This window comes from Acaryochloris sp. 'Moss Beach', assembly GCF_021497025.1.
Taxonomy (GTDB): Bacteria; Cyanobacteriota; Cyanobacteriia; order Thermosynechococcales; family Thermosynechococcaceae; genus Acaryochloris; species Acaryochloris marina_A.
The window spans coordinates 3,622,482-3,637,339 of sequence record NZ_CP071717.1; the positions used below are offsets into that span (position 1 = coordinate 3,622,482).

Genomic DNA, 14,858 nt, shown 5'->3' on the forward strand with positions numbered 1-14,858 from the left:
ATGAGTCCAGAGTGACGATCAACGCTGAAACTGATCTCCCAAGTAATACTGACGAACATGGGGATCATCATAAAGCTCTGTAGGTGTCCCCGCAGCCAAGATACTCCCTTCCCTTAAGATATAGGCCCGATGTGTGATCGCTAGGGTTTCGCGGACATTATGGTCTGTGATTAAGATACCTAAGTTGCGATCGCACAATCGAGCAATCATAGTTTGCATCGCCGCGACAGCGATGGGATCGATCCCTGCAAAGGGTTCATCCAAAAGGAGAAATCGAGGCCCATCTTTACCCATCGCTAATACCCGTGCCAATTCAGTCCGGCGTCGCTCACCTCCAGACACTTGCATGCCCAGAGTATCGGCCACATGATCAAGCTGAAATTCTGTGAGTAAATGGGTTAACCGAGTAGACCATTGTTTGCGGGGCACCCCCGACTGTTCCATCACCATCAATAAATTATCTCGGACACTCAGATGCCGAAAAATACTTGGTTCCTGGGCCAGGTAGCCGATTCCTAGCCGGGCTCGCTGATGTAACGGTAATGCCGTGATCTCTTGACTGCCCAACCAAACGGTTCCCTGGGTCGGTCGTTCTAATCCCACCGCAATATAAAAGGTGGTGGTTTTTCCAGCTCCATTGGGCCCCAATAGTCCCACAATCTCACCTTGACCTGTAGACAGCGAGACCTTCTGCAATACGCTACGGCGGCGATAAGATTTGCTAATAGATTGTAGGAGAATACGCAAGCGGCCTCCTCTCAGATCTTCAGAAAAGTCCTCAGATGCTCAGGCTACTTAGATAGATTCACCTTAGTCTCCACCGCCTCAGAGGGATCAGACTCAGCCTCAAATCGGCCTTCATCAATCACATAGGTAATCTTATCCGCTTGGATATTATTGCCTTTATGCTCGATGAGCACATCTCCTTCCATCAGAATGCGGCGTTCTCGGCTAAAGTACTGAGCCTTAGCAGCAGTCGCTTTCAACTTATGTTGAGGATAAATAATTTGAACATTACCTGCTGCTGTCACAACACCGGTTTTAGCATTGGCTTTTTGAACATCCGCCCGCAGGGTCAAAGATCGGCGCTGATCTTGGGCTTGGATCGGATTAAAGAAAATCGCCCCTAGCCCTAAGAGGATGATGCATACTAGATTGACTCTGAGTCTAAAAATGGGCGCTCGCATTTGAAAATTGCTCATCGGTTACCTGTTTAAAGCTCGATGGTTCTTTTTTCTAGTCATTCAGCCACTCTAGTTATCTGTATTTGGCTTTATTCTACCGTGGTGATTTTGGGTAATAAAGCTAAATGAGTAATAAGGCTAGCATCTTGGGGGGCAGACTCAGACTGCTGATGAGCCGGTAAAACGAGTTGACTGAATATCGCCACTTGCTCCGGTCCATGTTGCTGCAAGCATTCTAATAGGTTTGCACTGACATCAACAAATGTTCCAATATCTAGTCTCGCAAACTCTGGCTCATAGGATTGCAGGCGACCGATACCTTCACCTAAGAGGATGACGGCACCTTGCCAGTTTTTGTTGCCAAGATGATAACAAGCTACTGAAACTTGTAAAAAACCTTGGTAAAGGCTTTTGGGTGGATCAGTCGCTTCCATCCATAAGGCCTCAAGCGTGTCGTGACACGCATAATATTGGCCTTGATTAAATTCTTCAACCCCTTGCCAAAAAGCGGGAGGCAGATCTTCCATTAAAACTTGTCTGTCTCAGCTCGGATTTGTTCAGCAGTGATGGCTTGCTGATCCCCAGCAAAGGGATTATCAGAGGTCAAGAACAACATACAGTGACATTCTTTACGCTCCCGCATGGGTACACAGGGACAATTCCAATAGGCCGCTGCCACTTCCGCTTCTTTATCTTCGTAATAGCGACAAGGGCACAAAGGAGAACCCAAATCATCCTTATGCTTGGCTAGACCTTCAATGACAACAGCCGTTGTTCCAAGATCTGAGCAAAAGTAAGTTCCAGTGCGCTGAGCATAGGTTTCAGAGAACTTTCTCATCGCCTCCAGGCTTTTTTCCGTAGCTTGTTGGGCACCGCTAGCTTGTGTCATAGGATCCTTGAGGTCAAAAACTTGGGGACAGAATATTGGCTTCTTTTGGTTTAAAGCCTACCATTATTGGCTTGTGTTTATGGACTGCAATATTTCCGAGTAGAAAAATTCCAAAAAGACACCTCACTTTACTGTTGCAGCTTTGTGATCGCTCGATCCTAGCGGTCTCCAGTTGCCTACTGTTCAAAAAACAGGCAACAATGAAAGAAGTATTACGATCCTTCACATTCCATGGCTTCAGCCCAACACACCACGAAAAATACTGCTGTCGCGGAAGTTAATGCCCCGTCCCACACCAGCTTCGACTATGACATCGCTATTGTTGGGGGCGGAATTGTTGGCGCAACTCTCGCTGCGGCCCTTAAAGATACAGACCTGCGGGTGGTCGTGATTGAAGCGCAACCCCACTCGGTGGCTATTGCTAAAGGCCAAGCCTATGCGATTCACCTAAGTTCTAGCCGAATTTATCAAGGAATTGGTGTTTGGGAGGCCATTGCTCCCCAAGTCGAATATTTTTCCCAGGTTCATCTATCAGACGGCAATTGTCCCAGTGTTGTTAAATTCAAGCCGAGAGATTTAGGGACGTCTATCTTAGGCTATGTTGCAGAACATCGAGTGTTACTGAAAGAGCTACTGCAGTTTCTGAAAACTTGTGAGCATGTCGACTGGTGCTGTCCTGCTCAAGTAATAGCTACTCATTACCATGCCCATGGGGTGGAGGTTCAATTGGCACCCAGTTCCTGCGAAGCAGAAGAGGCCCATCGCCCTAATGCTGAGTCATTGCCCCAGACTTTGAACGTCAGAATGCTGGTGGCGGCAGATGGGTCGCGATCTCAAGTTCGTCAACAAGCCGGTATCACCACTCAAGGCTGGGATTATTGGCAATCCTGTCTAGTGGCCACCATTGCTCCCGAGAAATTCCATAACCATATCGCCTATGAGCGATTTTGGCCCAGTGGTCCTTTTGCCATTTTGCCGATTGCGAACCGTCAATGTCGCATTGTGTGGACTGCTCCCCATGCTCAAGCCCAAGCTTTATTGGAGCTAGAAGAAGACCAATTTCTAGACTTGCTTCAACAACGATACGGCTCGCAAATGGGCAAACTCTCTCTGGTTGGGCGCCGCTTCCTCTTTCCAGCGAAATGGATGCATTCCACACAATATATGGGTCATCGTCTCGCTCTGGTCGGTGATGCTGCCCATACCTGCCATCCGGTGGGAGGGCAAGGTCTAAATCTGGGCATTCGGGATGCGGCAGCCTTAGCCCAAGTTCTGCATACCGCCCATCAAGCCGGTCAAGATATTGGCGATGTCCAGGTATTGCGTCAATATCAGCAGTGGCGGCGTCGCCAAAATTGGCTAGCGTTGGGCTTTACCGATATTCTGAACCGAGTATTTTCCAATCGGTGGTTTTTAGTCGTTCAAGGACGGCGATTGGGGTTGCGTACACTGCAATGGATTACTCCTCTGCGGATCCTAGCTCTTCGCTTTATGGCCGGACTGAGTGGCCGCTTGCCTAACCTAGGGCAGCCTAAGTAGACTCACTAGTAATGATCAAGACTCTCAAGCGACCCAGAAGAAATTACTGCAAGGCACCATAATAGAGTCAATTATTCGGCGTTCAGGGATGTGATCTATGTTCCATCGACTTCTCATTACCACCGATTTTACCGATGGCCTTCATCGTCTCGTTAAGTTTATTCCTGAACTCGCGCAAGCTGGGTTGCAACAAATTGTCTTTTTACACTGTGTGCCCTTCGAAGACGATCGAAATATTCCCAAAATTGACGAAGAAAAATTGGCGATGGCTCAGGCCAAACTCTCTCCCGCATTGGAACATTGCCCTGACAATATTGAAGTCCAAATCGAATTGCCCACCTGCTCATCCTCAGCTGGAGCGAGGGCCAAAGCTATCTTGGCTGCCGTAGAAAAGTATCAATCAGAGTTGGTCATGGTAGGGACCTCGATTCATAGCCTCCTGAATGAGAAATTGTTTGGCAGTACCACCAGTGAATTAGCCCCCAAAACTGCTGTTCCTCTGTTGATCCTGCGACCACAGTTAGTGTCTGCCTATACGGAAGAAGAAATGGCGCTGCGCTGTCAGCATTTGTTGCGATACTTACTTATCCCTTTTGATGGCAGTCAATCTGCTCAACATGTGGTGGACTATGTCGCAGCCAAAGCAGAAAATCGGCCGCCTCAGTCTTTGGACGCCTGCATGCTGTGTTGGGTTTTGGAGAAATCAGGGCGCAAAGAAGTCTCCCTACTCCCGAAAGCCAAGGATTGCACTAAATCCTTACAGGCACTACAACAACGGCTTGAAGATCTGAAGTTACAGGTGAATATTGATGTGCGTCAGGGAAATGCGATCGCAGAAATTCAAACCGTTGCTTTAGACTTCGATATCAGCGCTATTGTCGTTTCTTCCAAGCACTTTGGTCGACTCTGGGAGTTGTCAATTCCCAGCTTCGCTGGAGAGATGGTACGCCGAAGCTGGCACCCAATTTTATTTGTGCCGCCGGCTTAAGGCTATCTTGACCCAGACCTACGTTTGAAATTTTTGTCCTTGCGCATTTTCGAGCTTAATTAAAATATTGGGCTTGATTTTTTCCAACTCAGCTTTCAGCATTTGCTTACTGGTCATTGCCGAACCCGGTACAACAGCCCCTCGACTGAGCCGCATCCAATCTTGAAAGATCTGTTTCTGATAAGGGGCAATCGGTACAGTACAAACGTTTGCAGGTTGTTCAGGATCCTCACGAGAGAAGAAAATGAGTGGATAATATCCCACCTGACTGAGCAATTGCACTGCTTTTTCGCCGCGAGCATCTTTCAAATCTAGATAGCAAGGCAACCACTTTGGCCCTGACATCGGATCATAAATCGTCGTAATCCACAGCACCATGGGATGCGGATGAATTGTACATAAAAACTGGTTATAGCGGGTATTCAGCAGCCGCTGGCTAACTTCAGATCGCGGCAACATCACCCATAAGGCCACCGCTTCTTCCTTTTCAGTTTGCAATAACTGTGGAAATACAATATCTGCAATGGGCTTATTTTTGGGCCAAGAGACATTCCAGCCTGCATCCTCAATAGACCAAAATCGTTGCTGAGGATTAGGAATAGAGGGAACGCGGGCCGTTCCAAGGGTTCGGCGTCGATCCGATACGGTGCTTTTATGGGCCTTTTTATCGACGATGACTGGCTCATCAATTTCGACTTTGCCTCCGTCTAAACCTTGCTCTATTAAGGTTTGGATGACCGCCAGGATATCAGCCATGGTCTGGGGACGAGCGTCCGGAGACTTCGCCATACAAGACATAATCAAGTCATTCAGAGAGGCAGGGATTTGTAATCCGGGGGCGACTTGAGTGAAGGTTTTAGGCACTTGAGCGCGATGGGCATGATACCAACTGCCAATCGAATTGGTTTCGGCCTGAATCGGAATATGTCCTGTGAGCACCTCAAACATAGTGATGCCAAGACTATATATATCGGAGCGATTATCTAAATCCTTGCCGGCAATCTGTTCAGGAGAACAGTAAGCCAATGTCCCCATAAACGAGCCTGTTTGATTGGATTCAGTAGTATCTGATAAGAATTGAGCAATGCCAAAATCTAAAACCTTAGCCAAGGTTCCTAAACTGGGATCAGAAATCACAAAGGCATTACTAGGCTTAATATCGCGATGAATGACTTGACAGTGTTTGCCATCAATTTTTATGCCTTGGTGTGCACATTCTAATCCCAGACACATATGCCGCATTAACCGCAAAAATTGGTTAATTCCTAAGGGCTGGGCTGCAATAACATCACTCAAATTTTTCCCTTCCATATACTCCATGACATAGAAGGGGGCTTCATTCCGATGCACACCGTAATCTAAAACACGGACGATATGGAGACTGCGCTGTCCCAGTTGTGCTCCAGTTCGAGCTTCATGGGCAAACCGCATTTTCATTTTTTCGCTCAGTAACGTTTGAGCAAGAAATTTAACGGCGACTGTGACACCACCCAAGAGCTGATCTTCTGCCCGATAAACCTTTCCCATCGAGCCTTGACCAATGAGCTCTGCTAACCGATATCGGTTGATCAGAACTTGGCCGAGGTTTGGATCAGTGTTGTCGTCAATCATTTTATGATTGTTCTCCCACACACCGAGCGAATTGACTCCAAAACAAGGTAATGATTGTCCTCATGTTGTGCGTTCTTCTCAACGGTATGCTATCAACAAGTGTCATCACTCAACAGTTTTCCCAGAAGGTTCAGAATTTGAACAGTTTCTGCAACACTTGATAATCCTCAATAGAATATTCTCTACAATACTGTTGGCTTTCCCCAGGAAAACTCAAGCATAACTGTGTAGACTGAATATTGAAGTACATCAATCTTAACTTATATTTTTCCAGCCTCTTCATCCCCCCATCAGTTTTCATCAAACAGGGACAGAGAGATGAATTAGCGGAATGAATGCTATCGTTTTTTACAATCTGAACTATAAAATTCAGATAAATTCAATTTTAAGAAACAAAATTGGGAATTATAATCTCTAGTGTTAGCTCGAATGTAATAGTAACTTCAGCCTAGCTATGTGAATACTGTCTATCGTTAGGTCACTACTCAGGATGCCAACGTTATAGATAAAGCTATGTTGTGCTGATGCACTGAACAATTGATCTAAATATCGAGTTCATTAGGTAAACCGGGGGGGGTTATCTTCAAATCATTATTTTTTAAAACAAATATCACCAGTATTGGGCGTTTTAGAGTTGCAAAGTTCTGAAGCATAGCTTTAGCCTGCTCTTATTTTGACTCCCGAAGCTGGTGCGGAACTTACGAATTCGTAACGCTTTTAGGGCTGTCATTCTTGGAGAGCAGTAACTTCTGTGCTCTTAGTGTTTGTCGTCTATAGGGCAAAGACACGGGGGGCGTATGAAGGGCTAATGGCGTCTTCCGAGCAACTTCTCTAGACAGGCTCATGGAACATGACGATTAACCATCGTCATTAGTTTCCGCATCATTATTCACCTTATTTACGAAGTGACAGCACATGAAATTCCAAGATATTTATCGATATTTTCAAGAACCACCACCTATTTATCTCAGTAAAGAAGTAGCCGTTTGCTACGTATTATCCGTGCTGATTGACCATGGTGACTCCTATGGAACAGCCTTGATCCAGCTCGTAGAGAATAACCATCCGTTGTATCGTTTGTCAGATACGGTACTGTATAGTGCCCTCAAATTCTTAGAAGATGAAGGTGTAATCAGAGGTTATTGGCAAAAAGTTGAAGGCCGCGGACGCCCACGTCGCATGTATGAAGTAGCTACAGAAAAGTCTGATGAAGCCAGGAAACTGGGGCGCTTGTGGCATAAGTTCCTCGGTGAAGAGCAGCTAGTCTCAGGGATTCAGCAGCTTCAATCTGGTTGAGTATTATTGGATCCAAGTAATACTAATCGGCATTAGACCACAATCTAATGCCGATTTTCTGCGAATAGTTGCGCTGAGGTGGTTTTGTATACCTCAATCTCAACGATTACAACTATTTTTATTAAAACGGAGAGGAGAGGATTCGAACCTCCGGAACCCTTACGGGCTCATCTGATTTCAAGTCAGACGCAATCGACCAACTCTGCCACCTCTCCTAGTCTATGTTGTTTGGATAGACATCAAAGTCCACTGTACATCTTAACCTAAGCTGCTCTGGATCTTTGGTGTCTATGACAGATTTTGTGAAGCGCTCAATTCATTCACGTCTGTCATAGCAATTGGCACTAAAGTTAGACAACAAAAGATCGTCAAAACATAACGGAATGATAGACGATATATCTCCGACCTCTGAACCAACAATCATCGTAGATTCGTCCATGATTCTGGGATTTGATCCAGGACGACAAAAATGTGGATTGGCCGTCATGGGGGGAGACCAGACTATTCACTGGCATCAGGTTGTGGCAGCTTCTCAAGTAATTGATTCTATTAATACTTTGCGCCAAACCTATCCAATCTCCTTATTAGTAATGGGGAATCAGACCACTTCAAAAGAATGGCTGCACGTTCTGGTCGAAAAATATGCACTTAATCTTGACATTATTCAGGTCGATGAACGCTATAGCACCTTAGAAGCCCGAGGCAAATATTGGCAGCTTTACCCGCCTCAAGGCATCCATCGTCTCATTCCCCAAAGTTTACGCAAGATTAATCATCCTATCGATGACATTGTGGCCATTATCTTAATTGAGAGGTATCTAGCAAAGCCTAAAGATACTGATGGTTCACAGGTATAAGGAATACCTTGGGGAAGGATTTTGCCATTTTAGTTCCCCCTTTATCTTGACGAGTCATCCATAATCCTTAGAAGGTAGACTGCCAATGACTTACCTTCTTTTACTGATTAAATTCTGAGCAAATTTACTTAGGATTAGTATAATCAGGATGACAGCATGAGACTTTTGCTCCTTGAAGTAGACTGAAAAAGATTAGAACTATATTTTTTAGAATTAGACTTTAAGGTCACGTTGTTGACGCAGTATAAACAGGAATGTATCAGGAGATTAGTTAGATATGCCCCAAACTCAGGCTATTTCAGAAATTGACTTCTATAGTGACACCTACAAAGATGCTTACAGTCGGATTGACGGTATTGTGATCGAAGGTGAGCAAGAAGCTCATGAAAACTATATTCGTCTTGGCGAAATGCTGCCTGATCACCAAGACGACTTTATCCGCCTGTCCAAGATGGAAGCTCGTCACAAAAAAGGGTTTGAAGCCTGTGGTCGCAACTTAGAAGTGACCTGCGATCTAAACTTTGCTCGCAGTTTCTTTTCCGACTTACATAAGAATTTCCAAGAGGCTGCGGCTGAGGATAAAGTTCCAACTTGCTTAGTGATCCAGTCTTTGATTATTGAGTGCTTTGCGATCGCAGCCTACAACATCTATATTCCCGTCGCTGATGATTTTGCCCGCAAGATTACAGAATCTGTGGTCAAAGATGAGTATCAGCACCTCAATTACGGTGAAGAGTGGCTCAAGGCCCACTTCGATGATGTGAAAGCAGAAATCCAAGAAGCCAATCGCAAAAACCTTCCCATCGTTTGGAGAATGCTGAACGAAGTGGACAAAGATGCAGCTGTCTTAGGAATGGAAAAAGAAGCCCTAGTTGAAGACTTCATGATCCAATATGGTGAAGCCCTCAGCAATATTGGGTTCTCTACTGGAGAAATTATGCGAATGTCCGCATACGGTCTTGTGGCTGCATAAACGTCGCACCTATGGCATGTTGCGCCATGCCATCCTCTAAATCTAAAAGAGTCAGGCTTTCTAGCCTGGCTCTTTCTATTGCAGGGGTAGCAGCTATCCCGTCTTGGCTAACTTCACGCCATGTCCATCACTTTTTCTGGTTCGAAATAACGGTTTGCTGTAATATTAAGTAACATTGTTGTGTACTATTGCAACAGTCTTTTATTTACACATTCGCAGTAAGCCTGTTTGAAACAGCAATGCTTGCTCCTTTCTAAAAATATATGTTTGGTCTAATTGGTCATCTAACCAGCTTGCAGCATGCTCAATCCGTTGCCCGAGAATTAGGATATCCAGAGTACGCTGATCAAGGCTTAGATTTTTGGTGTATGGCCCCACCTCAAATCGTTGATGACATTACGGTTACAAGTATTACGGGGCAAACCATTTACGGCAAATATGTCGAATCTTGTTTCCTACCTGAGATGCTGGCTTCCCAGAGAATCAAGGCGGCGACTCGTAAAATTGTTAATGCCATGGCCCATGCTCAGAAGAATGGGATTAATATCACTGCTTTGGGTGGTTTCTCTTCCATTATTTTTGAGAATTTCAATTTACAGCGCATTACCCGCATTCGAAATATTCAACTAGACTTACAACGCTTCACGACCGGTAATACCCATACGGCCTACATTATCTGCCGCCAAGTTGAGCAAGGAGCCCAACAACTAGGGATTGACCTGAATAAGGCAACTGTCGCTATTTGTGGTGCCACGGGCGATATTGGTAGTGCTGTATGTCGCTGGCTAGATGCTCGTACAGACACAGCTGAATTACTCTTGGTTGCCCGCCATCAGGGCCGTCTGGAAACCTTGCAGTCTGAGCTGGGTCGAGGCAAAATCATGTCGATTGAAGAAGCCCTACCCCAAGCAGATATCGTTGTGTGGGTTGCTAGTATGCCAAAAGGCATCGAGATTGATGCTGACAATTTGAAGCATCCTTGTCTCATGATTGATGGTGGCTATCCGAAAAATTTAGGCACAAAAGTTCAGCATCCTGACGTTCATATCCTCAACGGTGGTATTGTCGAACATTCTTTGGATATTGATTGGAAGATCATGCATATTGTCAACATGAATATTCCTAATCGTCAGTTGTTTGCCTGTTTTGCGGAATCTATGCTCCTAGAATTTGAGCAGTTACACACTAATTTTTCTTGGGGACGCAACGAAATTACGGTTGCAAAGATGGAAAAAATTGGTGAAATATCTCTCAAACATGGCTTTAAACCTCTATCACTCGCTATCTAAGCCAGTGATAGAAATAGATGTTTGGTTGACCCAAGATCTGTGAGACTAATCAGGGCAAAGGATATTGGCTTTACTCAGTAACTCGCTGAACGGATATTGCTGTTGTGAAGTAAGGCGCTGCCTAGGGTGATTAAAACCACGATCGGCAGCCAGCCAGCTATGCTTGCTAACCAGAGGCCTGTATCTCCTAAGGTTTGGCAGATAAACGAGAAGGTATAGTAAACAAAAATCAACAGGCTACTTAACCCAAAGCCCAGTGAACCTTGCTTTGAGGTTGACTGGCAGCCTAGTGCTGATCCTATAAGCGTAAATCCCACTCCGATCCAGGGAAAAGCCATCAGTGAATGCCAGCGCACTTGCAGGTGTTGCATCGTTTGTAAATTTCCTGACTGTTGTACATGTCGCATCAGAACCTCGGTTTCGTGCAGGTTGATGGGGTTGCTTGTGATCTCGGCTAATTCCTGCGGACTGATCCTTTGAAAAGGCTGCTGCTTAAAGGAAACAACGTGTTGGTACAACCCCGAAATCGGATCGATTGTATATCGAGTCCCCTGGGATAATGTCCACTGTTGTTGAGCGGTGTTCCAGGTGGCTTGCTGGGCTAGCCAGATGTGATGTAAGTGACGATCTTGAAACTGCAAAATAGTCAGTTGATGGAGTGCCTCACCATCAAAAGTGCGGGCATAGAACAGCTGGATTAATCGCTGATGCCGATAGGTTTTATGAACAATATTTTGGCTAGGAATCGCTGCAATCTGACTCGCGGGGTGCTGGGCCAGCAACCGATTGACTGCTGCAGTAGCCGGAGGAACGATCCACTCATTAAGGGTGAGGGTAGAAACAGCCACAATCAGGCTAAAACAAATGACTGGCCGTACAATGCGATATACACTTGTCCCACAAGCTTTAAGAGCCATTAGCTCATTCCTTTGGGCTAATTGGCTATAGGTAAGCAAAGGGGCCAGAAGCATGGACATCGGTAAAGCCAGCACCATAAAGCGAGGGAGCTGTAATACCAACACTTGTAATGCATCAGCACTCGATAAGGTTCCTTCTGTTAATCGCCGCAAGACATCAAACAGAGCGCCAATACTAAAGCTAATGGCTGTAAATGCACCAAAGGCAAAGACCCAAGGCATCCAGAAAGCTTGCAGAATAAAGATATCTAAACGAGAGATCCAGAATCTTCTGAGTCTCCTAAACAGCTTATTCTGAGCCAGAGGCATGGGGTTCGGATAAGACCTGGATACTAATCGTCTCAGAAGGCTTAGAGCCAGATGCACCTAGTTCCACTTCTAGAACATCGCCATAGAGACGCTCTAATGCCTGTAATAGGGATTGTAGATGGGGAGTACTGGCTCCAGATGCATTATGTAGTTTGTCCGTTAAGCGACGCAGTCGTCGCCAGGTGGTATAAAGCTTAGCTACCATATGTTCTAGTTGCGAGGCCTGGTTGACTAAGTCAGCTGTGATATTGAGGCAGCCTAGCCGCAGTGCTTCCTCTAGGCTGGATTCTAAATCAATAGATTGCTCGGTGAGGGCTTGGACATTGCCAAAAGCCTCTAAATATTTTGCTAATTGTTTGGCTTCTGCAGTGGCTTGTTTGAGGGTATCTAGATCAGGGCTAGCGGCAAGCTCAGATTGAATTGTATTCTGATGGGCTTCCGGTAATTTCTCTAGTTCCTTGACGAGGGGAGCTACATGGCGAATAGGAATAGTTTGGTTGGCCGCCTTGGTTTTAATTTCAGCAGGAACCAAATCTGAGGTCATTGTTGTCCACTCATCCGAGAGCTGTTGAACTTCTCGAGTGGTGATCCGCTCCCCCTGGCGGGCTGTTTCACTGACTAATTCTTGAATTTCGGGAGCAGACTGGGCTGTTTTAACGAAGGCTCGCTTACTAAAATTATTGATGGAGTCAGGTTCTAAGTGTCCGGCCTCTAAAAGTGTATCAGCACTATTGGCGAGTTCTATCCAGCTATAGGCTTGACTCTTGCTAACTTCGTTGTCTTGTAACCAGTTGAGGAAGCCACTGCCTCGACCTTCGCCCGTATTTTTTTCGCGATCGCGAATGGCGCACAAAACTCGCCCCCGCCAAATATCCGTCTGTAAGTCGAAGCGATCACAGACCTCCCATGCAGCACCAACTTGTTGTTGAAACTCAAATTCAGAGATTTCTTCATCTTCTGGATCAGGGACTTTTAAGGTAAATTCTCCACCACTGATCTGTCCAGATGTATCTTGCTCATCCTCTGATTTAGAGTGTTTGACCATAACCACCGTTACCTCGTTGCCGACCTATTATGCCATGGGTTATTCCAACGAAAGGGAAGAAATTTTTTCAGATGATCAGGCAAAAGATAGTGTGCATAGTTCTGAATGTTAGTTCAGGACCTCATGAGTGTCGTCTCTCTATCTTGGCTTGTGTTAAGAACCCCATAGAAGAATCACAGTACAGTACCAATCCTTCACAATAGAGATAACACCAGTGAAAATTTCAATCTAAATAAGGAGCCATGCAGTATGGCATATGTCGGTGAATTAGGGACGGGCTCCACTATTTATCTCGAGAATCAAGACAGTCAGACCATTATTACGGCTATTGCAGCCTCACCTGGCCAACAACAACAAACTAGCCACAGTTTTTCTACTGGGCATTGGACCACCTCTCCAGAACTCTTTCGAAGTCTGCAAGGGCATATTATCCGGCTAGAGACGGCGCAGGGAAATTATGTTCTGTTAGTGCAAAATCATCAAATCCGGCCGATTGAGGCAATGCCCCCTCGGCATACGCTCGAAAGTATTCCACTGCAGCAGATTGTACATCCCCCCACATCTCCTATACCTCCCATGCCACCGTTACAACCGCTAACGATGGGTAATATGGTCATGAGTATGCAGCCGATGCAAATGCGTATGGGCAATATGCACCTCAGCATGAGAACAACAGCAACCGCTACCCAAACAACGCAAAATAATTTTTGTAGTCAATGTGGAACGGCCGTGTCTGCGCAAGACAAATTCTGTGCAAACTGTGGTCATCGCCTTCACTAAAATAGTCTAAATATTTTCCAATTAGAGCCAACTTAGAGTTCGTTAGATCGTGGACTCTGGGTCGCTCATGCCATTTTGACAATGACAGGGAGAGCGTCCTTACAATTCCCCATCCTTGCCCCAGAATACCCCTGGAAGAGAGCCGTCTGATCTAGGACTAGTTCTACCCATGTCATTGGCACCAGAGTGCATCTTCACTCCAAAGCCAGTCGCTCGGGTCTCTTGATAATTCTGGTATTGGATACACCTGCATTCCACTTTTAAAGAGATACCAACACTAGCTGTATCCAAATTGAATTTAAGTAGACAGACTGGATTTTTGAATAACTGAGAGTAACACAGGGCCTAACAACGAATGATGACCAGTACAAGTTAGACCAGCATTCATTGCTAGCGTTTCACGTTGCTGAGGACTATAAAAATGCATAGGACCACCCAATCCAGCAATATTTTGCTGTGTGCCTACTCCAAAAAAGGCTGTGTAATCTACCAAATAGAACTGACCTCCAGGCTTTAGCACACGACCCATTTCCATAAATACCTGTTGTGGATCGGGATAATGCAAAAAACTGATGGTGCTGAATGCTGCATGAAACTGATTATCCGCAAAGGGCATCGCCTCACTTGCCCCGTGGACAAAAATCAAGCGCGGACGATGGCAGTTACCCTGACGGGCTTGCCGCAGCATTTCTGGGGATAAATCCAGTCCCGTTCCCTGCAACTGTGAATATTGAGAGGCTAAACGATTGAGGAGCTTACCTGTTCCACAACCCATATCCAAAGCAGCAGTGGGTAAATCGTTCGGTAAGTTTACATAGCTCAACAGACGTTGGTGGACTGCTTGGTAAAACACCGTGGTGAACAACCAATCGTAATTGGGAGCCCATTGATCGAAAACTCGGGTTTTGGCAGCTAGAACATTAGCAGTCATTGTGAGATTAGGCCTTATCTATGGTCATACTAGCAAGGACAATCGATAGACCGTCATTTTTTTTAGGAAAGTCTGAGATAAAGGTTGACAGTTTGGGGAAGCAAACTGTTAAGATATTCGAGCCTGAAAAAATTACTGTCGCATTGGGGCGTCGCCAAGTGGTAAGGCACCTGGTTTTGGTCCAGGCATTCGGAGGTTCGAATCCTTCCGCCCCAGTTTATTTGATAAAGCTAGCAGTTGAGGCAAAAGT

General features: G+C 45.6%; 15 protein-coding genes and 2 tRNA genes. 8 read left to right on the forward strand and 9 right to left on the reverse strand.

Annotated elements, in window-relative coordinates:
• Positions 1 to 18 precede the first annotated feature (18 nt).
• The 4 genes from lptB to HRE53_RS17105 form a co-directional block, all read right to left on the reverse strand.
• Positions 19 to 747, reverse strand: a complete 729-nt coding sequence (gene lptB, locus HRE53_RS17090) for an LPS export ABC transporter ATP-binding protein (RefSeq protein WP_212664505.1) — start codon at positions 745 to 747, stop codon at positions 19 to 21.
• A gap of 44 nt (positions 748 to 791) precedes the next feature.
• A complete protein-coding gene (locus HRE53_RS17095; RefSeq protein WP_235107309.1) occupies positions 792 to 1,202 on the reverse strand; it encodes an LptA/OstA family protein in 411 nt (136 codons plus the stop codon).
• A 71-nt stretch (positions 1,203 to 1,273) separates the two neighbouring features.
• Positions 1,274 to 1,711 carry a DUF309 domain-containing protein gene (locus HRE53_RS17100; RefSeq protein WP_212664507.1) on the reverse strand — a complete coding sequence of 146 codons (438 nt, stop codon included), beginning with the start codon at positions 1,709 to 1,711 and terminating at the stop codon, positions 1,274 to 1,276.
• Entirely contained in the window at positions 1,711 to 2,073 is a 363-nt protein-coding gene (locus tag HRE53_RS17105; RefSeq protein WP_235107310.1) for a ferredoxin-thioredoxin reductase catalytic domain-containing protein, read from the reverse strand. Before HRE53_RS17105 ends, HRE53_RS17100 begins: the two co-directional genes overlap by 1 nt.
• 231 nt (positions 2,074 to 2,304) lie before the next feature.
• Between HRE53_RS17105 and HRE53_RS17110 the strand changes: the two genes are divergently transcribed.
• On the forward strand, positions 2,305 to 3,612 hold the full coding sequence (locus HRE53_RS17110; RefSeq protein WP_235107311.1) for an FAD-dependent hydroxylase: 1,308 nt from the start codon (positions 2,305 to 2,307) through the stop codon (positions 3,610 to 3,612).
• Between the two features lie 97 nt (positions 3,613 to 3,709).
• Positions 3,710 to 4,600, forward strand: a complete 891-nt coding sequence (locus tag HRE53_RS17115) for a universal stress protein (RefSeq protein WP_212664510.1) — start codon at positions 3,710 to 3,712, stop codon at positions 4,598 to 4,600.
• Between the two features lie 18 nt (positions 4,601 to 4,618).
• Here the strand turns inward: HRE53_RS17115 and HRE53_RS17120 are convergent, their stop codons facing one another.
• Complete coding sequence (locus tag HRE53_RS17120) at positions 4,619 to 6,211, reverse strand: serine/threonine-protein kinase (RefSeq protein ID WP_235107312.1); 1,593 nt, start codon at positions 6,209 to 6,211, stop codon at positions 4,619 to 4,621.
• A gap of 915 nt (positions 6,212 to 7,126) precedes the next feature.
• Here HRE53_RS17120 and HRE53_RS17125 point away from each other — a divergent pair.
• Positions 7,127 to 7,507, forward strand: coding sequence for a PadR family transcriptional regulator (locus tag HRE53_RS17125; protein ID WP_212664512.1), 381 nt, complete (start codon positions 7,127 to 7,129; stop codon positions 7,505 to 7,507).
• Positions 7,508 to 7,634: 127 nt separating this feature from the next.
• Here HRE53_RS17125 and HRE53_RS17130 read toward each other — a convergent pair.
• Positions 7,635 to 7,722: transfer RNA gene (locus HRE53_RS17130), tRNA-Ser, on the reverse strand.
• A gap of 222 nt (positions 7,723 to 7,944) precedes the next feature.
• Between HRE53_RS17130 and ruvX the strand changes: the two genes are divergently transcribed.
• The 3 genes from ruvX (at position 7,945) to HRE53_RS17145 (ending at position 10,626) form a co-directional block, all read left to right on the forward strand.
• Positions 7,945 to 8,364, forward strand: a complete 420-nt coding sequence (gene ruvX / locus HRE53_RS17135) for a Holliday junction resolvase RuvX (RefSeq protein ID WP_235107313.1) — start codon at positions 7,945 to 7,947, stop codon at positions 8,362 to 8,364.
• A 277-nt stretch (positions 8,365 to 8,641) separates the two neighbouring features.
• A complete protein-coding gene (locus tag HRE53_RS17140) occupies positions 8,642 to 9,337 on the forward strand; it encodes an aldehyde oxygenase (deformylating) (RefSeq protein WP_212664513.1) in 696 nt (231 codons plus the stop codon).
• A 263-nt stretch (positions 9,338 to 9,600) separates the two neighbouring features.
• Positions 9,601 to 10,626 (forward strand): long-chain acyl-[acyl-carrier-protein] reductase, encoded by a 1,026-nt coding sequence (locus HRE53_RS17145; protein WP_212664514.1) that lies wholly within the window; start codon positions 9,601 to 9,603, stop codon positions 10,624 to 10,626.
• A 74-nt stretch (positions 10,627 to 10,700) separates the two neighbouring features.
• On the opposite strand, the gene HRE53_RS17150 is transcribed toward HRE53_RS17145, so the two are convergent.
• The gene (locus HRE53_RS17150) at positions 10,701 to 11,852 is read right to left on the reverse strand and encodes an LptF/LptG family permease (protein WP_235107314.1); all 1,152 of its coding nucleotides are present in this window, start codon (positions 11,850 to 11,852) and stop codon (positions 10,701 to 10,703) included.
• Positions 11,833 to 12,897, reverse strand: a complete 1,065-nt coding sequence (locus tag HRE53_RS17155; RefSeq protein WP_212664516.1) for a hypothetical protein — start codon at positions 12,895 to 12,897, stop codon at positions 11,833 to 11,835. The genes HRE53_RS17150 and HRE53_RS17155 overlap by 20 nt, the downstream gene beginning before the upstream one ends.
• 249 nt (positions 12,898 to 13,146) lie before the next feature.
• Between HRE53_RS17155 and HRE53_RS17160 the strand changes: the two genes are divergently transcribed.
• Positions 13,147 to 13,677, forward strand: coding sequence for a zinc ribbon domain-containing protein (locus tag HRE53_RS17160; protein WP_235107315.1), 531 nt, complete (start codon positions 13,147 to 13,149; stop codon positions 13,675 to 13,677).
• 298 nt (positions 13,678 to 13,975) lie between these two features.
• Here the strand turns inward: HRE53_RS17160 and HRE53_RS17165 are convergent, their stop codons facing one another.
• The gene (locus tag HRE53_RS17165; RefSeq protein ID WP_235107316.1) at positions 13,976 to 14,608 is read right to left on the reverse strand and encodes a class I SAM-dependent methyltransferase; all 633 of its coding nucleotides are present in this window, start codon (positions 14,606 to 14,608) and stop codon (positions 13,976 to 13,978) included.
• A 144-nt stretch (positions 14,609 to 14,752) separates the two neighbouring features.
• Here HRE53_RS17165 and HRE53_RS17170 point away from each other — a divergent pair.
• Positions 14,753 to 14,824, forward strand: a tRNA-Gln gene (locus tag HRE53_RS17170).
• Positions 14,825 to 14,858: the final 34 nt, after the last annotated feature.